At 66.4% G+C, this 22285-nt stretch carries 16 protein-coding genes; 5 read left to right on the top strand and 11 right to left on the bottom strand.

The window, feature by feature from the left end; translation table 11 throughout:
- Window positions 1-19 precede the first annotated feature (19 nt).
- Window positions 20-2764, top strand: a complete 2745-nt coding sequence (locus tag ACWGCN_RS18215; protein WP_452457960.1) for a type I restriction endonuclease subunit R — start codon at window positions 20-22, stop codon at window positions 2762-2764.
- Entirely contained in the window at window positions 2761-3987 is a 1227-nt protein-coding gene (locus ACWGCN_RS18210) for a restriction endonuclease subunit S (RefSeq protein WP_452457959.1), read from the top strand. Before ACWGCN_RS18215 ends, ACWGCN_RS18210 begins: the two co-directional genes overlap by 4 nt.
- Before the next feature lie 769 nt (window positions 3988-4756).
- Here ACWGCN_RS18210 and ACWGCN_RS18205 read toward each other — a convergent pair.
- Complete coding sequence (locus ACWGCN_RS18205) at window positions 4757-5425, bottom strand: hypothetical protein (protein ID WP_452457958.1); 669 nt, start codon at window positions 5423-5425, stop codon at window positions 4757-4759.
- 439 nt (window positions 5426-5864) lie between these two features.
- Between ACWGCN_RS18205 and ACWGCN_RS18200 the strand changes: the two genes are divergently transcribed.
- Together ACWGCN_RS18200 and ACWGCN_RS18195 are read left to right on the top strand one after the other, a co-directional pair.
- On the top strand, window positions 5865-6689 hold the full coding sequence (locus ACWGCN_RS18200; protein WP_452457957.1) for a DUF1684 domain-containing protein: 825 nt from the start codon (window positions 5865-5867) through the stop codon (window positions 6687-6689).
- Complete coding sequence (locus ACWGCN_RS18195) at window positions 6686-7729, top strand: LLM class flavin-dependent oxidoreductase (protein WP_452457956.1); 1044 nt, start codon at window positions 6686-6688, stop codon at window positions 7727-7729. The genes ACWGCN_RS18200 and ACWGCN_RS18195 overlap by 4 nt, the downstream gene beginning before the upstream one ends.
- A 185-nt stretch (window positions 7730-7914) precedes the next feature.
- On the opposite strand, the gene ACWGCN_RS18190 is transcribed toward ACWGCN_RS18195, so the two are convergent.
- The 10 genes from ACWGCN_RS18190 to ACWGCN_RS18145 form a co-directional block, all read right to left on the bottom strand.
- On the bottom strand, window positions 7915-8952 hold the full coding sequence (locus tag ACWGCN_RS18190) for an aldo/keto reductase (protein ID WP_379312655.1): 1038 nt from the start codon (window positions 8950-8952) through the stop codon (window positions 7915-7917).
- On the bottom strand, window positions 8949-9992 hold the full coding sequence (locus tag ACWGCN_RS18185) for an aldo/keto reductase (RefSeq protein WP_452457955.1): 1044 nt from the start codon (window positions 9990-9992) through the stop codon (window positions 8949-8951). The genes ACWGCN_RS18190 and ACWGCN_RS18185 overlap by 4 nt, the downstream gene beginning before the upstream one ends.
- 17 nt (window positions 9993-10009) lie before the next feature.
- Window positions 10010-11347, bottom strand: coding sequence for an NtaA/DmoA family FMN-dependent monooxygenase (locus ACWGCN_RS18180; protein WP_378869875.1), 1338 nt, complete (start codon window positions 11345-11347; stop codon window positions 10010-10012).
- On the bottom strand, window positions 11347-12687 hold the full coding sequence (locus tag ACWGCN_RS18175; protein ID WP_452457954.1) for an LLM class flavin-dependent oxidoreductase: 1341 nt from the start codon (window positions 12685-12687) through the stop codon (window positions 11347-11349). The genes ACWGCN_RS18180 and ACWGCN_RS18175 overlap by 1 nt, the downstream gene beginning before the upstream one ends.
- Window positions 12684-13874 (bottom strand): acyl-CoA dehydrogenase family protein, encoded by a 1191-nt coding sequence (locus ACWGCN_RS18170; RefSeq protein ID WP_452457953.1) that lies wholly within the window; start codon window positions 13872-13874, stop codon window positions 12684-12686. Before ACWGCN_RS18170 ends, ACWGCN_RS18175 begins: the two co-directional genes overlap by 4 nt.
- A gap of 293 nt (window positions 13875-14167) precedes the next feature.
- On the bottom strand, window positions 14168-15073 hold the full coding sequence (locus tag ACWGCN_RS18165) for a LysR family transcriptional regulator (protein ID WP_328663220.1): 906 nt from the start codon (window positions 15071-15073) through the stop codon (window positions 14168-14170).
- Between the two features lie 110 nt (window positions 15074-15183).
- On the bottom strand, window positions 15184-16962 hold the full coding sequence (locus tag ACWGCN_RS18160) for a dipeptide ABC transporter ATP-binding protein (protein ID WP_452457952.1): 1779 nt from the start codon (window positions 16960-16962) through the stop codon (window positions 15184-15186).
- A complete protein-coding gene (locus ACWGCN_RS18155) occupies window positions 16959-17822 on the bottom strand; it encodes an ABC transporter permease (protein WP_379316196.1) in 864 nt (287 codons plus the stop codon). Before ACWGCN_RS18155 ends, ACWGCN_RS18160 begins: the two co-directional genes overlap by 4 nt.
- Window positions 17819-18772, bottom strand: a complete 954-nt coding sequence (locus ACWGCN_RS18150) for an ABC transporter permease (protein ID WP_452457951.1) — start codon at window positions 18770-18772, stop codon at window positions 17819-17821. The genes ACWGCN_RS18155 and ACWGCN_RS18150 overlap by 4 nt, the downstream gene beginning before the upstream one ends.
- 3 nt (window positions 18773-18775) lie before the next feature.
- A complete protein-coding gene (locus tag ACWGCN_RS18145) occupies window positions 18776-20431 on the bottom strand; it encodes an ABC transporter substrate-binding protein (protein ID WP_387448232.1) in 1656 nt (551 codons plus the stop codon).
- Between the two features lie 219 nt (window positions 20432-20650).
- Between ACWGCN_RS18145 and ACWGCN_RS18140 the strand changes: the two genes are divergently transcribed.
- On the top strand, window positions 20651-22285 hold the full coding sequence (locus ACWGCN_RS18140) for an ABC transporter substrate-binding protein (protein ID WP_452457950.1): 1635 nt from the start codon (window positions 20651-20653) through the stop codon (window positions 22283-22285).

Here is a 22285-nt window from a genome sequence, read left to right as displayed (position 1 = left end):
TCGATACACTGAAGTGACTATGAGCCAAGAGAACTCAGACCAACGGCTAGCTGCTGAGCAGCGCGCTCGGGCGTTGATTGATGCTCAATTGGTAGCAGCTGGATGGGCGGTTCAGGACCGGCGCTCGATGAACCTCTACGCCGCCGAGGGTGTGGCGGTTCGCGAGGTCATCATGGAGAAAGGTCACGGCCGCGCCGACTACTTGCTCTACGTCGGCAAGAAGGCCGTGGGCGTGATCGAGGCCAAGCCAGTGGGGACGCCACTATCTGGGGTCGAGTGGCAGTCGGCGATGTATGCCGAAGGCCTTCCCGCTGAGGTCCGGTTGAAGGCCCTCACCGTGGGTGGGCGGCTGCCGTTCGTGTTCGAGTCGAGCGGCACCGAGCTTCACTTCACCAACGGTTTCGATCCGCACCCGCGGTCCCGGGCGCTGTTCCATTTACCGCAGGCCTCGACGCTGGCGCGCTTCTTGCGTGACGCGGCGGCGAACCCTGATGCGCCGACATGGCGCGCCAAGGTTGCCACTATGCAAGAGCTAGATCGCAAAAGTTTGCGGCCAGCGCAGGTCAAGGCGGTCGAAGGTGTAGAGCGAAGCCTCGCGCAGCAGCGCTACAAGCGCAGCTTGGTGCAGATGGCGACGGGCGCGGGCAAGACCTACACAGCCGTCACCGAGTCCTACCGTTTGCTCCAATACGGCGGGTTCCAGCGAGTTCTATTCTTGGTCGACCGCAACAATCTGGCCGACCAGACACTTGCCGAATTCCAGAACTATCGGGCCCCAGGCGACGGCCGCCGTTTCACCGAGCTGTACAACGTCGACAAGCTCACCAAAGCGGGCATGCTGAGCTCGTCAAGCGTGGTGATCTCGACCATCCAGCGGGTGTTCAAAGCGCTACAGGGCGACGAGGTACCCGACACCGACGACCCGAATCTCGACGGCTACGTCCCGGATGCCCCGGTCACAGTCACCTACAGCCCCGACCTGCCGCCGGAGACATTCGACCTGGTAATCGTCGATGAGGCGCACCGCTCGATCTATGGTGTGTGGCAGGGGCTGCTGCGCTATTTCGACGCGCACATCGTCGGTCTCACCGCGACCCCAGGAAAACAGACCTTCGGATTCTTCGAACAGAACCTGGTCTCGGAATACACGTATCCCGAATCAGTCGCCGACCTGGTCAACGTAGACTTCGACGTCTACCGAATCAGCACCGAGATCAGCGAGCGCGGTTCGCGGATCGAGCAGGGCACCATCGTTCCAAAGGTCGATCGCCGCACCAGGGTGGAGCGTTTGGAGGCGCTCGAAGACGATTTGACCTACACCGCAAGGCAACTCGATCGCGCAGTGACCAGCAAGTCGCAGATCCGCACCGTGCTCGAGACTTTCCGCGACAAATTGTTCACCGAGATCTTCCCCAAGCGCAGCACCGTCCCGAAGACTCTGATCTTCGCCAAGGACGACGCACACGCCGAGGAGATCGTGACCCTCGTCCGCGAGGTGTTCGGCAAGGGCAATGATTTCGCCGCGAAGATCACCTACAGCGCCAGCGACGCCAAACGTCGCCTACAAGCGTTCCGCACCAGCCCGACGCTGCGGATCGCAGTGACCGTCGACATGATCGCCACCGGCACCGACGTCAAACCGCTTGAGTGCGTGTTCTTTATGCGCGACGTACGGTCGGGCCAATACTTCGAACAGATGAAAGGCCGTGGTGCACGGACGATTTCGAATGCCGACTTCCAGGCTGTGACCCCCGACGCCGAGGTCAAGACGCGCTTCGTGATCGTCGACGCGGTCGGAGTTACCGAGCACGCATTCTGCGACGCACCGCTGAACCGCGAACGAGGCATCGGATTGAAGAAGCTACTCGGCAAAGCTGCGGCACTCACCCTCACCGAGCCCGAAACCGCCACGCTCGCCTCACGTCTCGCGAAACTGGAACTCGACCTCACCGACGTTGAGCGCATTGAACTTGATTCAGTTGCGGGTTCTCCTGTGCGCGACATCGTCCGCGGCCTCGTAGACGCGGTCAATCCCGACACCCAAGCGGCATACGACGGCGACGTCCAAGATCTACTCGATCGCGCAGTAGAACCGATCGCGGCCAATCCTGAGCTCCGCACCCGTATTCTTGAGCTCCGCGCCACCCACGACCGCACGATCGATGAAGTGAGCCGGGACGTCCTGCTCGACGCACACGGAGTAGTCGACCCCTCACGCGCCAGATCGGTGGTTGATTCCTGGAGCGACTATCTGAATGAGCACCGCTCGGAGATCACCGCCATCCAGATACTCAGCGAAGCGGGAGACCGCCGCGCGACCTACGACGAGATACAAGAATTAGCTTCTCGTATCGCACGTCCGCCGTACAACTGGACTCCCGAAATTATCTGGAAGGCATACGACAGCCTCGGGGTACAGGTGAGCCGCGATATCGGGGGCCGCCGCACCGTCACTGACCTGATCTCTCTGATCCGCTTCACGGTCGGCGTCGACGATGAGCTGGTCCCATACGCAGAGCGAGTCCAGGACCGCTACGACAACTGGCTCGCCCAGCAACGCCAGGCAGGCGTTGAGTTCACCGCCACGCAGCGCTGGTGGCTCGATCGGATAGTCTCAGCGATCGCGGCGTCAGCCGAGTTCACCACCGCCCAACTCGACAACGCCCCCTTCACCGAACGAGGAGGCACCGACGGCGCACTCCGCGACCTCGGCGAAGCCACCGCTGACCTGATCGACGAGCTGAATACGGAGCTGACTGCATGAGCCTTCTCGGTGAGGTAGCGCTCATCATCGACTGCGAGCATAAGACCGCTCCGCGATCTGACAGCGATGTTTTCGGCTACTCAGTCGGCACAGGGGCCATCCGCGACGGGCGGATAACGCTCGACAAGGCAAAGCCAGTTTCGCGAACGACATTCGAGGAGTGGACACGACGCGCGATCCCGACGACAGGCGATCTGATCTTGTCACGGGAGGCGCCAATGGGTGAAGTAGGCGCAGTACCTACCGATAGTCCCGTTTGTCTCGGCCAGAGGACAGTCTTGATTCGACCGGCCGCGTCTCGTATTGCGACCAACTTCCTGCTGTACGCGTTGCAGGCACCGACAACACAGCGATGGATACGCGCAAACTCGGCTGGATCCACGGTGCAGCACGTGAACGTCAGTGATGTACGGAAGATCCCTCTTGGTTCGTTGCCACCCCTCGCCGAACAACACCGCATCGTCGAAATCCTCGAAGACCACCTCTCCCGGCTCGACGCCGCTGCGATTTCAGTTCAAACAGCGGTTCGCCGCGTAGAGGCTCTGAAGCTTCGGACGCTCTCCGAGCTTTATGCGGGACCGATGGCCACCTTAGCTAGCATCTCGCTGGACGCCGGTTACGGCACTTCGGAAAAGTGTGCAGCTGATGCGCCGGGGCCAGCGGTTATCAGAATCCCAAATCTTGCTGACGGGAAGATTGATTTGACCGACGAGAAGCAGGTAGTAGATCCTTCCGTCGATGTTTCGAAATATATGGTCTCACCAGGTGATTTGTTAATTGTGCGCACGAACGGATCTGTCGACCTCATCGGCCGTTCGGCAATCGTCCAGAACGACGTCAATGCCGCATTCGCTTCGTATCTTATCCGGTACCGCCTACGCCCTGATGTGGTTCGTCCAGCATGGGTGCACGCCATGCTGCGAAGCCCGCAGCTACGGTCGCGGATCACGTCGCTCGCCGCGTCCAGCGCCGGCCAGCACAATCTCAGCCTGGCGAAGTTGGACCCGCTACCAATCCCGCTGCCCAGCCTCGATATGCAGGATGCCGGATTGGAGCGGCTCGTCGAGATGGACGCACTCACACACAGGCTAATCCGGTCTATCGTCGCTGCGCAGCGTCGTACAGTGACGCTGCGGCAATCATTGCTAGCAGCTGCCTTCTCTGGCCGCTTGACTCGGCGAGAAACCTGGGAGGATGTCACAGAAACCTTCGTGCCTGTGTGACCGGCCGTCGAGGCGTCAGCGAGTCTCCGATAGGGCATCGCGGTCCCTTAAACCGCATATGCACCCACAATGACCAGGCGCTTTTCAGTTGCCCATGTTTTGCGTGTCCTGCCGAGGAATCGAACCTGCGATAACAAGGCGTTGCCTACCCGACCTCGACCACGAGCTCGCCCGCGCGGCAACCACCTACGCAGTGGTTCCCGCAGCATTGCGCACACCGTCCAGTGGTCACGATCATGTCGGCCCGGTGCCGTAGCCTCGCCCTATTCCAGCCCATCCACGAGGCGTGGCCGAGCACGAGCTCAAATTTCCGGCGACTACTGCGGGAGACCTGCGTCCGAAATCAAGGCAAAGCAGCTCGCGGCCGACCCGAATATCTACGACCTGAACATGATTGAACGCTGTAGCGACGGCGGCCTCATCACGTACAAGACCCGCGACTGACCCCCGATAACGCCTGCATCCCTATCATTGCCGCCCAGGTGGGAGGCCGGCCTCGTCGGGGGCTTATCGGTGCGGACCCCCCGGAAGCTGGGTTGTGCATGGCCGGTCACTGACCTGGTGCTACCACCGAGTAGGTAAACCGCTGCATGCAGTACTGAGGGTCGTGCCTGTGTGTGGCCGGGCTGCACATTGCGATTCCTCGGCACAGCCTCTGCAACCATCGTTCGAGGTAGGTAGCTGTGCCAATCAACACCAGGTATCTCGCGCTGTCCAATTCGGTGTCGAACCATGCCCCGACGCTCGGGCGAACTCCCTCCGGGCGAGCTCAGTCGCGAAGCGAGGTCACCAGCATCGCCATCCCGGCCCCGGTGAACAACACCGCGACCCCTGCCAGGACGACGAACCCGAAATTCGGCTCCATCCCGTTGGCGAGCAGGGTCGGCACGAACACTCCGAGCGGCACGGCCCCGGCGAAAGCCCACGCACCCAGCCGGAATGCCCCCATGAACACTCCCACCGGCTCGAATATCCCTACCAACGCCAGCCCGACCCCCACGAACGCCAGCCACAGCCACCACCCCAGACGCCCGGTCTGACGCGGGTTGTAGGAATCGGACTGCCCGTCGATGACGACGCCGACGACCTGTCCCTGCCACGTCCGCAATGTCGCCTGCCCACCTTCGCGGGCCTTGGCGAAGAGTTCGCCGTTCACGTCGTGCGAATGCTGCGTCCCGTCGCGCATCCACCTGATCGTGAGGTGATTCGTCGTGGTCGTGCTGGTGGTTCCATCGCTGTTGAAGTGGGTGGAAGTCGAAGTGGACGTGTCCTTCTCGATGATGGTGACGGTCTCTTCGTCGAAACAGCTGCCCGCACTCTTCTCACATGCCACCTGATGCCGATACTCCCGCGTCTGGTGAAACGGATCCACGGCATGCGCCAGCGCGAACACCACCAGTCCGGCCCCGACCAGAAACGCCAGCGCCCTACCAACCATCGCCTCTCCCACCAAGTTCCGATGACACACCTGCAGCGAGGTTGATCCGAACTTCCCCGAAGAGCCTCCGACACTACCGCCGCAAGCCCTCCCACACTCCGATTTTTCCTTACGCTGGGCAATGATTCGCGTGAGTCGTGACCTCTTCGCCTGCAGTGTGCCGACGGGCACCCGGCGGGGCACGACCACAGACGGATACCGCGGGGCGGCTGATCAGGCACCCACCCGCCGCCCCCGTACCCATCGCAGTTGTGTTTCTACGATTCGCACGCCGGTTTACACGGGTATCTGCGGGAAGCGCCCGGCAGCTTCGGGACATACAGATAGCCATCTACCCGCGCGAACAGGGTGAGAATGAAACGAGTCGAGCAATGGTGAATTGTGTTCGGGTTGAGCGCAATTCTGTTCGTGGGCGGTGGTGTCGGGTTGTATCGATGCCATGGCAGCACAGGAAACCCCGGTCGCCGAGGTAGACAGCTTCACCGCCGAATGGCAGCAATGGCACCGTCAACAGGAGGCGCGACTGGCTGACCGGCACGGATTCCTGGCCATCACGAACCTGCACTGGCTCACCGAAACCCCGGAGCGGTTCACCGACGCGCCCGGCACCTGGTCCACCGGTGCCGACGGTGTGGTCGTGGTTCTCGATGAGGGCGAGGAATTGGTCGTCGAGGGGACACCGGTGCACGGCCGTTACGAGTTCGGCGCGATCGCCGAGCGCGACGGGGTGAACGCGGTGTGGGGTGACGCGGTGATCGAGGTCGCGCGCCGTGGTGGCAACGACATCGTTCGCCCTCGGCACCCGAACAACCAGTTGCGCAACGATTTTCGTGGCACGCCCGCGTACGCGCCGGACCCGAAGTGGGTGGTGACGGGTCGCTACGTTCGGTTCGAGCAGCCGCGACCGACCACCGTCGGCGCCTCGGTTGAAGGGCTCGAACATGTCTACGACGCACCGGGACAGGTCGAGTTCGACATCGACGGTCAACCGCTGCGGCTGACCGCGTTCCCCGGCCGGAATCCCGGCGACCTGTCGGTGCTGTTCACCGATACCACTTCCGGAGTCACCACCTACGCCGCGAATCGCATTGTGCAGGTATCGACTCCGGCTGCCGACGGCACGGTCGTGCTCGATTTCAATCGGGCGGTCAACCTGCCGTGCGCCTACACCGATCTCGCGACCTGCCCGCTGCCGCCCGCCGAGAACAGGCTCCCGATCGCGGTCGAGGCGGGGGAAAAGGTCCCCTACGAGCGCCAGGGATGAGCGCACCGCAGATCAGCACGCTGGCGTTCCTGACGCCGGGCAACTACCTCGACGACAATCCGTACACCGGGCTCGAGGACACGCTGCAGCTGTTCGAATACGGCGAGCGCCTCGGTTTCGACGGTGCGTGGATCCGGCAGCGTCATCTCGAGCACGGCGTGGGTTCGGCGGCGGTCTTTTTAGCCGCCGCCGCCCAGCGCACCAGCCGAGTGGAGCTGGGCGCCGCGGTCATTCCGATCGGCTACGAGAGCCCGTTCCGGCTGGCCGAGGACCTGTCGCTGGCCGATGTGCTGTCACAGGGCCGACTACAGCCCGGTTTCAGCGCGGGCACCCCACCGCACGCCGATCTCATCGGTGACCTGGTCTTCGACGGCGACTGGCGCAACTTCGACCTGTCCTACGGCCGCGTGGCCCGTCTGCTCGAGAACCTGCGCGGCGACTACCTCGGCGACGCAGGCACCGTCATCCAGTCACCGGGCAACACTCAGCGTCCCCGTCTGCAGCCGCACAGCCCCGGCCTCGCCGATCGTGTGTGGTACGGCGGCGGGAGCATCCGATCCGTGCACTGGACCGCGGAGAACGGACTGAACCTGCTCAGCGGCAACATCGTTTTCGGTGACGCCAGTGACGATTTCACCACCTCCCAGCTGACCCTGATCGCGGACTACCGCCGCCTGATCGACCCGGCTCGACCCGCCCGCGTGGCGGTCGGACGTGTGATCGTGCCGTTCGACAGCGCCGACCCTGCGACCCGCGAGCGCTACCGTGCCTACGCCGCGAGCCGCCACGACCGCACTCTCGGCCCGCAAGGTGAACGCCGAATTCTGTTCGCGCCGGACATCGTCGGCACCGCGGAGCAGATCCTGGAACAGCTGCGAGCTGACCCGGTGCTCGCGCAGACCTCGGAGCTGCGCCTGGAATTGCCTTACGAATTCCACCGTGAGGATTACGAGCAGATCCTGCACGACACCGTGCACCTGATCGCTCCCGAACTGGGCTGGAAACCGACGTTCACGAACGCGGCGAGTACGTCGGCGTGACCAGCCGCTCGGTGCATCGCCGAGCGTAGGAGCGAGCACAACACCGGCACGGCCTCGATCCGCGCCGACGGATCGCGACGGTGATCCCGTGTGCCGGGCGGCGAACAATCAACCGAAGTCGCTGCCGCCACCAGGAAATCGCTGAGGAAGAGGGATTACGTCTCCCTCAGCGATCACTGGATGGGTTAGGCGGCGCGTCTACGCAGGGCGGGGTCGGCCAGCGCGTCGGGGATCTTGCCGGTGTCACGGTCGGCGAAGATCGTGCCGGGCGGGACTATCTCGTCGATGCGGTCGAGGATCTCCTCGCTCAGGACGACATCGGCCGCACCCAGATAGGCATCGAGGTGTTCGCCGGTACGCGGGCCGATGATGGCGGCGGTGACATCGGGGTGGGCGAGCACGAAACCGATCGCGAGCTGGATGAGCGTGAGTCCGGATTCCTCGGCGAGGACGGCGAGCGCGTCGGCGGCGGCGAGTTTGTCCGCGTTGGCGGGTGCGTCGATGTCGAATCGACCCGGGATCAGTTCGGCCCGATGCGAACTCGGTTGAGGTGCGCCGAGGCGGTACTCACCGGAGAGCCACCCCGCGGCGAGCGGGCCGTAAGCGATGACGCCGAGTCCGTACTTGCGGGCGATCGGCAGGGTCTCGCGTTCGATGCCGCGAATCAGCGGTGAATACGGAACCTGTTCGGCAGCAGAGCGATTGGCCTTGGTCCGGTCGGCGATCCACTGGGCTTCGACCAGTTCGCCGGGCGAGAAGACCGAGGTGCCGTAGTAGCGGATCTTGCCTGCGCGCACGAGGTCGTCGAGAGCGGCGACGGTGTCTTCGAGTGCGGTCACCGATTCGGGGCGGTGCACCTGGTAGAGGTCGAGGTGGTCGGTGTCGAGGCGACGCAGCGAGTCCTCGACGGCACGGACGATCCAGCGCCGGGAGTTGCCCCGGTGGGTGGGGTCGTCGTCGACGGCGTTGTGGAACTTGCTGGCCAGGATCACCTCGTCGCGACGGTCGCGCAGCGCCTTCCCGACGATGATCTCGGATTCGCCCCGCGAATAGGTGTCGGCGGTGTCGATGATGTTGATTCCGGCGTCCAGCGCCCGATGGATCAGCGCGATCGATTCTTCGTGGGTGGTGCCGCCACGGGAACCGAAGTTCATGGTGCCGAGCACATACGGGCTCACCCGGACGCCGGTTCGGCCGAGCAGGCGCAGGTCGGACAGGCTCATCGGGTGGCTCCGATCGTGGTGCGGCGGCGCACGGCCGCGTCGGTGAGTGAGGGCGGCAGGTAGCCCTCGTCGGCGGGGCTGAGTGTGGTTCCGGGCGCGACGATCTCGTCGATGCGGTCAAGCACCTCGGTGCTCAGCCGCACATCGACGGCGCCGAGCTGGGTCTCGAGGTGGGCCAGGGTGCGCGGCCCGATGATGACGGTGCTCACCGCCGGATGCTGGAGCACGAACGCCAGCGACAGATGCACCAGCGAGATGCCCGCTTCGTCGGCGAGTTTCGCCAATTCCTCGGCGGCGGCGCGCTTGCGCTGGTTGGCGACCAGTTCGGGGTCGTGCCGGTGCGGCTGCCGGGCGAGCCTGCTCGACTCGGGCGCGGTCTCCCCCGCCCGGTAGCGGCCGGAGAGCCAGCCGCCCGCGAGCGGACTCCAGGTGAGGACGCCCAGGCCGTGCCGCTCGGCGATCGGCAGGGTGGCGCGTTCGGCGCCACGAGCCAGGATCGAATACGGCGGCTGCTCGGTGACCGGACGCGCCAGGTTGCGGTCCTGAGCCACCCATTGCGCCTCGACCAGCTGATGCGGTTCGAACGTCGTGGTGCCGTAGTAGCGGATCTTGCCCGCGCGCACCAGATCGTCCAGCGCGCGCAGTGTCTCCTCCAGCGGGACGTCCGGGTCGGGGCGGTGCACCTGGTAGAGGTCGAGGTGGTCGGTGCCGAGGCGGCGCAGCGAGTCCTCGACGGCACGGATGATCCAGCGCCGGGAGTTGCCGCGACTGTTCGGGTCGGTGCCGATCTGGCCGTGGAACTTGCTGGCGAGGACCACCTCGTCGCGGCGCCCACGCAGGGCCTTCCCGACGATCTGTTCGTTCTCCCCCTGGGAGTACACGTCGGCGGTGTCGACGACGTTGATGCCCACGTCCAGGGCGCGGTGGATGATCGTCGCCGCGTCGTCGTGGTCGGGGTTGGCCCAGGCGCCGAAGTTCATGGCGCCCAGCGTGAGTGGGCTCACCAGTACGCCGGTGCGGCCGAGGTGTCGCAGTGTCATGGAGTGGGTTGTCACTTTCAGGTCGTGGAAACGGTTTCGCGGGCAAAGGAGTTCGCGGGTTCGGACAGGCCGAGGTGACCGCGCAGGGTGGTGTGTTCGTACTCGCGACGGAAGAGCCTGCGCTTGCGCAGTTCGGGCACGACCTGGTCGACGAAGTCGGTGAGGTAGCCGGGCAGGACGGCCGGGATGATGGTGAAGCCGTCGATGCCCGCGTTGCGGTGCCACAGCTCGATGTGGTCGGCGACCGTCTGAGGTGTCCCGATCACCACGCGGTGCCCGCCCAGGAACTCGGTGAGCAATTGCCGCACGGTGTGGCCGGTTTCGAGCGCGTAGCCGGTGAGTGAGGCGAAGAAGCCCTGCGGTCCGATCCGGTCGGCGGGCAGCGTGGTGAGCTGGTGCGGCAGCGGGGAGTCGAGGTCGAGTTCGACGTCGGGGTAGCCGAGCCAGCGGGCGAACTGGCGCACCGGAGCGCTGTCGGGGTGCAGCCGCCCCTGCAACTCGTCGAACCGTGCGCGGGCCTCGGCTTCGGTGGACCCGATCACCGGGACCAGGCCGGGAAGGATCCGGATCGCGTCGCCGTCGCGGCCGGAAGCCACCGCTGCCGAGCGGATCTCGGCCGAGAAGCTACGCGCGGCAGACAGGCTGAGCTGGGTCGTGTAGATCGCCTCGGCATGGGCGGCCGCGAAGGCCCGGCCCTGCGGGGAGGCTCCGGCCTGCACGAGAACCGGGCGGCCCTGCGGGGAGCGCAGCACATTCAGCGGCCCGGCGACGGAGTAGAACTCGCCCCGGTGATCCACCGCGTGTACCCGATCCGGATCGGCGAAGACACCGGCTTCCTGGTCGCCGATCAGCGCGTCGGATTCCCAACTGTCCCAGAGCTTCTCGGTGAGCGAAACGTACTCGGCGGCACGCCGGTACCGTTCGTCGCGCTCGGGCAGCTCGGCGATGCCGAAGTTGCGGGCGGCGTTCGGTTCGAACGTGGTGACCACATTCCAGCCCGCTCGGCCCCCGCTCACGTGGTCGAGCGAGAGGATCCGCCGGGCCAGGTTGTAGGGCAGGTTCAGCGAGGTGGTCGCGGTGGGGATCAGCCCGATGCGCTCGGTCGTCACGGCCAGCGCCGAGCTGAGCAGGATCGGATCGAGCGTGGCGGCGGGCGCCCGGGCGATGCCGGGCTGCTGCACCGGGATATCCGGGAACAGCAGGCCATCGAGTCCGCCGCGTTCGGCCTCGGCCGCGACCCGCTGGTAGTGCGAGAGCTGGATGAACGCGTCGGCGGGCAGGGTCGGTTCGAGCCAGGCGGCCGGGTGGTAGCCGGCGCTGCCGACGTTGACGAGGAAATGCAGTCTGCGTGCCATCAGGCAGCCCCTTCTGCGATGGTGCCCGGGTAGGTGGGGACGGGCAGGCCGAGGTGACCGCGCAGGGTGGTCGCCTCGTAGTCGGTGCGGAACACGCCGCGCTCGCGCAGGATCGGCACGACGCCGTCGACGAAGTCGTCGAAGCCGCCGGGTAGGACATCGGGCATCAGGTTGAAGCCGTCGGCGATGCCCGCCTCGACCCAGTCGATGATCGCGTCGGCGACCTGTTCCGGTGTGCCGGTGACGATGCGGTGGCCCGCGCCGCCGCCGAGGCGTCGCAGCAGCTGGCGCACCGTCAGGTTCTCGCGCCGGGCGAGGCCGAGGGCGATCTTGTAGAAGGTCTGTGACCCGCCCGCCTCGTCGGGGTCGGCCAGCAGGTGCCACGGGAGCGGGCCGTCGAGGGTGAGAGCGTCACGGTCGACGCCGAGCTGGGTGGCGAGCCGATCGAGCGCGTAGTCCGGTGGCACGAGTTCGGCCAGCAGTTCACGGCGCTGGGCGGCCTCGGCTTCGGTGGAACCGAGCACGGTGGACAGGCCGGGCAGGATCAGGACGTCCTCGGCCCTGCGCCCGTAGCCGACGGCACGCGCCTTCACGTCGCGGTAGTACTCCCCCGCCTCGTCCGCGGTCTGGGCGGCGGTGAAGATCACCTCGCCGACCCGGGCGGCCAGTGCCCGGCCGTCTTTCGACGCACCGGCCTGCACGACCACCGGTTCGCCCTGCGGCGAGCGCGGAACATTCAGCGGACCGGCCACGTCGAAGTGCGGGCCGTGGTGATCGACGGCGTGGATCCGCGTGTAGTCGGCGAAGCGGTGGGTGGCCTTGTCGCCGATCAGCGCGTCGGGCTCCCAGCTGTTCCAGAGCGCGCGCACCACCTCGACGAACTCGGCGGCGCGTTCGTAGCGGGCGCCATGGGCCGGTTCGGCGTCGAAGCCGAAGTTGCGCGCCGCGTCGACACCGGCGGTGGTGACCACGTTCCAGCCGGTGCGACCGCCGCTGAGCAGATCGAGCGAGGCGAAGCGGCGAGCGACGTCGTAGGGGTCGTTGTAGCTCGACGACAGGGTGGCGATGAGGCCGACGCGCTCGGTGGCCGCGGCGACGGCGGCCAGGATCACGGTCGGTTCGAGGCTGTTGAACGGCCGGTACCGGATGTCCTCGCGGATGGCGGGCCCGTCGGCGAGGAAGATCGCGTCGAACTTGGCTTCCTCGGCGCGCTGGGCGATGCGCACGTAGTGGTCGAGGGTGAAACTCGCGGCGGGGTCGGTGCCGGGGAAGCGCCACGAGCCGCCGAACACGCCGGCGTTGAGAATGTTGACGTTGAGGTGGACCTGTCGGCGGGTCACAGCTGTTCCTCCTTGGCACGGCCCGCCGCCAGCGCGGCGCGACCGAGGTCGGCGAGCACGAAATCGCTCTGTGGGAAGTGGATTCGCCCGACCATGGCGTCGCGATGGTGGCGTTCGAGCGGATGACGGCGGTCGAGGCCGGGGTTGCCGGTCAGGTCGAGCGCGGATTCGGTAACCCGGATGGCGGTGGAGGTGGCCACGTGTTTGGCCAGTGCGGGCAGACGGCCGTGCTCGTCGTCAGCCAGGCTCGCCACGCCCTGGCGCACCAGTGCGCGGCTGGTCTGGATCCAGGCTTCGATCTCACCCACACGGTCGTGGAAACGCGGCACGGTGGCCAGCGAATCACTTAGTGCGGTGGGCACTCTGGTGTGCAGGTAGCGCACCAGCCAGTCCCGCGCGGCGATCGCGACGCCGTTGTAGTTCGCGGCCAGGAGCAGGGGCAGCGATTGGCGCCCGGCTCGGCGAATCTTGGCGGTGCCGCCGTTGGGGTCCCGCAGGTCGACGAGCCTGGCCTCGGCGACGACCGTGCCGTCGAAGACCACCGACTGGGTGTCGGAAGCGCGCAGGCCCAGGTGATTCCAGGTCGGCTCGACGTGCCAGTCGGTGGCGGTGCGGTCGAGCAGGAAGGTCGCCACCCGCGGGCTCGGTTCGGCGGTGCTGGTGGTGACGGTGAACCAGCTCAGCCCGGAAATGCCGGTGGCGTAGGCCTTCTCACCGTCGATGCGCCAGCCCCCCGACGGCAGCCGGGTGGCGGTGGTGGCCGGAATGCCGCCTCGGGAGAGGCTGCCCAGTTCGCGTTCGACGGCGAGCCCGTTGATCAGCGCGCCGTCCGTCGCGGCCGAGCGCAGCACCAGTTCCTTCAGTTCGGCGGGCCACGGGCTGTCGTCGCGGAGCAGGCTCAGATGGTTGGTGTAGTTCCACTGCAGGATCAGTCCGACCGACGGGTCGGCGGCGCCGACGCGTTCGATCACCTCGACCGCCTCGGCGAGACCCGCTCCGAGACCGCCGTATTCCACCGGAACCGTGAGCGCGGGCGCGCCGATCGCGCGCAGCGCCTCGAAGGCGGCGAACGGAAAGGCCCCCGCCCGGTCGTGTTCGGCGGCGCGATCGGCGATCAGCGCGAGCGCGTCGGCGAACGCGTCCTCGTCGAGACCGTGCACGGTGTGTGCTGGTGCCACAGCGGTCATGCGGGTGTCACTCTCCTGGTCGCGTCACGACCGCTCTGCGGCGGTCGAACGCAGATCTGTGCGGCGCACCGGAATTCACCGGAAAGGGAATCGGGGCGCGATGAAGTGGATCGTCGAAATCAGCGACGACAGGGCGGAGCCGTGGCGGCGGCCTCGATCCGGATATTCGGCAATTCCACGAGACCTCCTTTCCACGTTCGGTCTCCGCAATCCAGTATCGGAACCTCCGATGTCACCGAACAAGACAGCCGGCCTACCGGATTCGTTCAGTTTTTCTCGATCGTCGACCGGGATCAGGACGCCAACTGCTCGGGCGCCGCGATGGTGCGCAGCATGCGTATGGCCGCGGCGACAGCGGGCCTTTCCAGGGAGGCTTGCCGATAGGTCACGCCGACCTGGCGCGACCCGTTGGCGATGGTGCAGGCGACCAGGTGCCGGTACTCCGGTGGCACCGACATCTCCGGTACCACCGCCACACCCAGCCCGTGGTCGACGATCTCGGCCATCCCGGCGAAGGTGCCGCTGCGGTGCTCGATCCGCGGGGCGAACCCGGCCTCACGGCAGGCGTACATCACCGACACGATCGACGGCGCGCCGTCGCGGGCGGCGATCCAGTCGGCGTCGCGCACCGCGGACAAGCCCTGCTGGCGGGCCCGTTCCCGCAGGCCGGGTGGGGCGAGCAGCACGAGCGGATCGTCGAACAGGAATTCCGAGGAGAGCCCGAGCGGCAGATCCCGAGCCCGGAACGAGTACGAATAGGTGATCGCGATGTCGACCTCCTGCTGGCGGACCGCGGGCACCGCGTCCACCGGAATCAGGTCGACCACCTGCACCCGCAGGCCGGGGTTCTCGTTCATCAGCCTCGCCGCCGCGGGCAGCGCGAGCCGGGTCTGCGCGGTGCGGAAGGTGGCCAGGGTGAGTACACCGGTGATGGCCTCGGCGGTGGCGGCCACCGCGCTCTCGGCTTCCTCGAGCGCGGTGATGATCCGCGAGGTGTAGTCCACCAGCACCCGACCCGCGTGGGTCAGGCGCAACACCCGGCCTTCACGGCGGGTGAGCACCGCGCCCACTTCCTCTTCGAGAATGCGCAACTGTTGCGAGACCGCCGAGGTAGTGATCCCGTGCAATTCCGATACGGCGGTCATGGTGGTTCGCTCGGCGAGATCGCGCAACAGGACAAGGCGTCGAATGTCGTACATGAATTCCTCGCTTCGACCGGTTGGCGTCCGGATTCGCCCATCATCCGCAGTAGCGACATTCCAGGAAATCCTTACGATCAGAGCGATTCTGTGCAGCTGCGCTTCGCCGATCACGCCACCACGGCGTCGACGGCGACGGGCGTGCCCGTACCGACCGGTACCGCGTCGAGCAGCCGTCGGGTGTAGTCCTGGGTGGGGTTCTCGAAAACATCGGTGACAGTACCGGATTCGACCACCGAACCCGCGCGCATCACCGTCACCTCGTCCGCGACCAGCCGCACCACACCCAGGTCGTGGGTGATGAACAGGTACGTCAGACCCTGCTGGTGCTGGAGATCGACCAGCAAACGCAGGATCTGAGCCTGCACCGAGACATCGAGAGCCGAGACCGCCTCGTCGAGGACGAGCACGCGCGGTCCGGCGGCGAGCGCGCGGGCCACAGCGACGCGTTGACGCTGACCACCCGAGAGTTCGGCAGGCTTGCGCGCCAGGTGTTCTCGCGACAGGGCGACCTCGTCGAGCAGTTCGCGCACCCGATCGCTGCGTCGTGGCCCACGCGGGAGCAGGCCGAGCGCGACGAGCGGTTCGGCGATGATCTGCTCCACGGTGAACTTCGGGTCGAGCGACGAATACGGGTTCTGATAGACGAACTGGATCTCGCGACGGATCGGACGAAGTTTCCCGCGTGAGAGCCCGTCGATGCGGGCGCCGTCGAACCACACCTGCCCCGAGTCCGGTGAAGTGAAGCCCGCGGCAATTCGGGCGACGGTCGACTTGCCCGCCCCTGATTCCCCCACCAGCGCGTGCGTTGTTCCCGCGCGGACGGCCAGGGAGACGTTGTCGACCGCGCGCACACCACCGTGCGCGAAGGTCTTGGTCAGTTCCCGGACCTCGAGGAGTGGCCTGGTCGCTTTCGGCACAGGCGTCGCCCGGCGCGGCGACGAGCTGATGGCCGTCGCTGCCGACCGCGCACGCACGGCCGACGATCCGGTCCCTGTCGACGAAACCGATTCTCCGGGAACCGACGCCGGGCCGCAGACGGACGGGCCACCTGGTTCGATACGGGGCTCGGTGCTCGTCAGGCGGGTGCTCTGCTGGGTGGGCGCCGCCGCGACCAGTCGGCGCGTGTAGTCGTGTCGGGGATCGGCCAGGATGCGGCCGGCCGGGCCCTCTTCGACGATGCGGCCCTGCTGCATCACGATCAGGCGGTCGGATCGTTCGGCGGCCACGCCCAGGTCGTGGGTGACGAGCAGGACGCCGAGGCCGAGGGTGTCGCGCAGGTGGGCGAGGTGGTCGAGGATCACCTTCTGCACGGTGACATCCAGGGCCGAGGTCGGCTCGTCGGCCACCAGCAGCGCGGGGTCGTTGGCCAGCGCGATAGCGATGAGCACCCGCTGTTTCATGCCGCCGGACAGTTCGTGCGGGTACTGCCGGTACACCCGTTCCGGTTCGCGCAATCCCGCCGTGGCCAGTTTCGCCACCGCGAGGTCGCGCCCCGGCCCGGATTCGACGCGCCGGTGCAGTCGCAAGGCCTCGAGCACCTGGGTGCCGACCCGTTTGACCGGGTTCAGCGAGGTGCCGGGGTCCTGGGGCACGAAACCGACGAACGGGCCGCGCAATCGGGCGAGCTTGCGGTCGTTCCAGGACGCGGTGTCGTGCCCGTTCAACGCCAGTGCCGTGGCCTCGACCCGCGCCGATGGGGGCAACAGATGCAGCGCGGCATGGACGGTGGTGCTCTTGCCGGACCCGGATTCGCCCACGATCGAGACGAATTCGCCCCGGCCCACCTTCAGCGACACACCGTCGACCGCGGCCTGCCCGTCCGCGCCGCGGGCGCGGTAGCGCACGGACAGGTCCTCGATCCGCAGCAGGGTTTCCTTCTCGCTCATCGCTTCTCTCCCAACGCTCGCCCGATTCGATTGGTGGACAGCACGACCACGGCGATCACGATGCCGGGCAGCAGCGAGATCCACGGGTAGGTGGCCAGAAAGTCCCTGCCCTCGGAGACCGCGAGGCCCCATTCCGGGTCCGGCGGCGGTGCGCCGTAGCCGAGGAAGCCCAGCGCGGCCACGGCCAGTACGGCCGTGCCGCATTCGAGCGCGGCCAGTGACAGCACCGCCGAGACCGAGTTCGGCAGCACGTGCCGCACCACGACCCGTCCGAAACCGGCCCCGGAGCCGTAGGCGGCCTCGACGTAGTCGGTGCCCGCGACCTTGAGCACCTCCGAGCGCATCACCCGCGCGAAGGCCGCCACCGCCGAGATGCCGACGGCGACAGCGATATTCACGGTGCCGTAGCCCAGCGCGGTGACCACGGTCATGGCCAGCAGCAGGCTCGGGATGGCCAGCAGGACGTCGACGAAGCGCATGATCACCGCGTCGACCCGGCCCCCGAGGAACCCGCTGAGCAGCCCGATCGCCGACCCGATCACGAACCCCAGGGCCACCGCGAGCAGGGTCGCGGTGAGTGTGGTCGAGGTGCCGTAGATGGTGCGGGCGAGCAGATCGCGGCCGAGGCGGTCGGTGCCGAACAGGTGCTCGAGACTCGGCGCGCTGAAGCTTGCGTCCGAATCACCTTCCAAGGGTGAGTACTTCGTGAACAGGGACGGGACGAGCGCCCAGGCGAGCACGGTGGCGATCACCAGCCACGCCAGGGTCAGCCCCGGCGCGGCGGTGATCGCCGCGGTCGCGGTGCGCACGCGATCGGGAACCGTCGGTGCGGTACGGATGTCGTTGTCGAGGACGGTCATGCGGAGGTCCTTGCTCGCACACGGGACCGCAGCCGCGGATCCGCCAGTGGATAGACGAGATCGACGAGGAAGTTCACCGTCACGAAAACCAGCGCGGCGAACACCACCACCGCCTGCACCAGCGGCACGTCCTGGGTGCGCACCGCCGTTTCGGTCAAGCGGCCCAATCCCGCACGGGAGAACACGGTTTCGACGATCACCGCGCCGGCGAGCAGGTTGCCGAAGGTGACACCGGCGATCGTGAGCGCGGGCAGGGCGGCGTTCTTCAATACCTCCCGTACCAACACCCACAGCCGCGTCGCGCCCTTGGCCACCGACACCGTGACGTACCCGGCGTGCAGTTCGGCGTCGAAGTTCTTGATCAGCAGCTGCGCGATCGGCGCGGATACCGGAATCGCCAGCGTCACCGCGGGTAACACCAGCGCGCCGAAGCCTTCGTTGCCGATCGGCGGGAACCAGCCCAGCTGGAACGAGAACACTTGCAGCAGTGCGAGTCCCACCAGGAACACCGGCACCGACACCCCCGCCGCGGGCAGGGTCGCGACCAGGTCGGCGACCCATTTGGTGCGGGTGTAGCCCGCGGTGGCGGCGACGGCGAAGGCCAGCGCGACGGCGAGGACCAGCGCGACGCCCGCCAACAGGGCAGTGTGCGGCAGCACCGACACGATCAGCGGCCACACCTGCTCGCCGGTGCGGGTCGAGACCCCGAAATCACCGGTCAGCGCGGCGAACAGCCGGTGTGTGTACTGCCCGACCAGTTGCTGATCCAGGCCGAAGTACTCCCGTGAGTTCTGTTTGTCCTCCTCGGAGATCAAGTCGCCCTGCGACGGGTCGAACAGGAAGTCGACCGCGTCGTAGGGCAGCACGAACAGCAGTACGAAGGTGAGGGTGTAGGCGCCCCACACCACGAACACCGCCTGCCCCAGCTTGGCGAGCACATAGCGCGACATCGGTTACCTCGGCTCGATCCAGGTGTCGTAGAAGACGTTGCGCGACTGCGCTTCATAGCCCACGTTGTGCACCCGCGGGGATGCCGCGGTCACCTGCGCCGGGTTGTACACCGGCACGGTGAGCACCTGATCCACGAGCAGGAACCGCTGCGCCGCCTCGGCGGCCTCGGCGCGCTTGCCCGGGTCGAGGGTCTTGCTCACCGCGCTGAGCTTGTCGATCGCCTGTTGGTAGAGGGGGTTCTCCGGCGCCAGCTTCGAGGAGTTGGTGTACTGCGGCGAGTACACCTGCTCGAGCACCGCCACATCGGCGCGACTCTGGTTGGCCACCTGGATGTTCCAGCGTTTCTGCTGGGTGGCGGCGGCGGTGTAGTCCGGGATCGGCAGCACGTCGAGTTTCAGGTCGATGCCGATCTTGCGCAGATCCTGCTGGATCAGCTCGTAGGCGGGCTTGTTGTTGACCAGGTTGTTGATGCCGAGCAGGGCGAGTTCGAGTCGGCGGCCCTGCGCGTCCACCCGGATACCGTCGGAGCCCTTCTTCCACCCCGCTGATTCGAGGATCTGCTCGGCCTTGGTCCGGTCCTGCTTCAGTTCCGCGGAGAAGTCGACGTGACCGGGCACGCGAGAGGAGATCACCGAGCTCGACACCTTGTAGCTCGAGGTGAGCACCGTCTTGGCGAGTGCGTCGCGGTTCCAGCCCAGCTTCACCGCCTCGCGCACGGCACGGTCGTCGGTCGGGAACCGGTCGGTCTTGAGGTCGAAGGAGATATCGCGCCCGGGAATCAACTGCGGCACGATCCGATAGCCCTCGGCTTTCAGCGGCGCCTCGTCGGTGTTGTTGACGTCGAGGATCGCGTCGACCTGCCCCGCGCGCAGCGCACCGGTGCGGACCGCGGCCTCGGGAATCACCGAGATCTCCACGGCATCGAGGTAGGCCTCGCCGTTGTGTTTGCGGCTGGCGGGCGCCCAGTTGTATCCGGGACGCTTCTTCAGCACCGTTTTCTGCTGGTAGACGTGCTCGGCGACGACGAACGGACCCGTGGTCACCAGATTCTGCGCCAGCGCGCGCTGCTCTTTGGTCAGCTGCAGGGTCGAGTGACCGACGATGCCGGAGAAGTACAGCGAAAGTGCCTGGAGGAACCCGGCGTTCGGTCGATTGAAGACGACCTTGACCGTCGCCGGGTCGAGCACCGTGGTGCTGGTGTAGCCGACCCAGTACGCGGTCACCGGCACGATGCCCAGCGCCTTGTCACCGAATCCGAGCAGGTCGAAATTCTCTTTCACCGAATCGGCGGTGAATTTCGAACCGTCGGTGAAGGTGACGTCGTCGCGGAGCCGGAAGGTGAATTCGGTCAGTTCCGGGTTGATATCCCAGGATTTGGCCAGCCACGGTTCGATGGCCCCGGTTTCGGGATTCTGGTAGGTCAATTTGTCGGTGATGTTGCTCGTGATGAGCGACTCCGGATACGAGCTGCCCGAATGCGGGTCGAGGTTGGCGGGTGCGTCGAGGACGGCGAAACGCAGGGTCCCACCGGCGACCGGCGGGCCCGCGTCGTCGCTGCCCGCGACCCGGTTACCCGAGGCCGCGCAGCCCGTCAGCACGGAGGCGACGAGGGTGACGGCCACGAGCACCGTCGCCGCGGAGAATCTTTTCGATGACATTTCGCGAAGTCTGCACAACGACAAGTCCGCGAACAACCAAGTTGCACTTCGTGATTTGTTCAGTTTTAGTGAATCGAGCACGCCACCCGATCGTGAAGCGAAACTTGAATAATGGTGTAGGCATTCTTGGCGATCCGAAATCGCGGAATGTGACGGTCGCGGACTTAACCTCCGGAGTGTAAGCAACACAGTCCGCTCCGACGAAAGACCCACGACCACATGAGGAATATTCGATTCCGTCACCTTCTGGCCACCGGTACCGCGGCCATCGCCCTCGCCACCGTGCTGGCCGCGTGTGGTGGGCCGTCGTCGCAGCACGAGGCGGCAGGCGACCCGGTTTTCGGTGGCACGCTGAACTTCTACGATCCCATCGAGTACACAGCGTGGACGCCGGTCAACTCGATCTGGTCCAACAGTCAGGTCGCCAACAATCTCGCCGAGCGCCTGACCTGGCAGGATCCCGAGACCGGGGAGATCAAGCCCTGGCTGGCCACGTCGTGGGAGGTCAGCCCCGACAAGCTGAAGTACACCTTCCGCTTGCGCGCGGGAGTCACGTTCAGCAACGGTGACCCGCTCGATGCGGCGGTCGTGAAAGCCAACTACGACCAGCACGCGCTCGGCGACAAGGCGCTCGGCATTCCGCCGGACCGGTTCTTCTCCGACTACCGGGCTTCGACCGTGATCGATCCGCTGACCGTCGAGGTGGCCTTCACCAAGCCCAATGCCGGTTTCCTGCAGGTGGCTTCGTTCTACCGGGCCGGGTCCATTCTGGCGAAGCCGTTCCTGGAGCGGGATCTCAACGGGCAGAGTCAGGCCAAGAACTGGATCGGGTCCGGTCCGTTCGTGGTGGAGTCGGTCACCGGCAACACCGGCATCACCCTGAAGCGGCGCGAGGACTACAACTGGGCGCCGACGGGTTCGGGCCACCAGGGCAAGGCCTACCTGGAGCGGGTGGTCTTCAAGACCGTGCCGGAAGCCGGGACCAGGGTCGGTGCGCTGCAGTCGGGTGAGGCGCACATCGCGCGCAACATCAGCCCCTACGACGAGGAGACGGTGACCGCCAACGGTGGCCGGATCGAGGCGTTCGCGGTGCAGGGCCAGACCAACAAGCTGTCGGTGCAGCTGGATTCGGCCACGCCGATCGTAGACAAGGAGGTGCGCCTGGCCCTTCAGGCCGCCACCGATCGCAAGGAGATCAACGAGACGGTGCTCTCGCCGAGCTACCCGATCCCGAACAGCATCCTGGTCAAGGACACTCCCAATCGCGGCGACGCGAGCAAGTACCTCGGCTACGACCTGAACAAGGCCAACTCGCTGCTCGAGGGCGCGGGCTGGAAGAAGGGTGGCGACGGCATCCGGGCCAAGGACGGCAAGCGCCTGCAGTTCGAGGTATGGGTGGCACCGTTCTACCAGGTGTCGCAGCCGGTGCTGGAACTACTGCAGTCCCAGTGGAAGAAGGCAGGCGTCGATCTGGTGATCCACACCGTGTCGCAGACCGAATACGAGTCGATCCGTAATTCCCGTCCCGACAACTGGGCGCTGGTGCAGGGCCAGACCTCGCGCGCCGAGGCCGACGTACTGCGCACCGCGTTCGACAGCACCGCACAGAACGAGTTCTTCGCGCCCGTGCCGGACGCGAAGCTCGACGAGTTGGTGCGCGCGCAGGCCTTCGAGTTCGACCCGGCCGCGCGGACGAAGGCCATCCAGGCGGTCGAGGACCGGGTCTTCGGCGAGGGCTACGCCATTCCGCTCTACGACGAGACCCAGGTGTTCGGCCTGGCGCCGACCGTGCACGGTTTCACCACCGAGTCCACGGCCCGCACCTGGCTCTACGACACCTGGATCACCGGGTAG

This window comes from Nocardia sp. NPDC055050, assembly GCF_053608345.1.
This window is presented reverse-complemented; position numbering and strand designations above follow the sequence as displayed.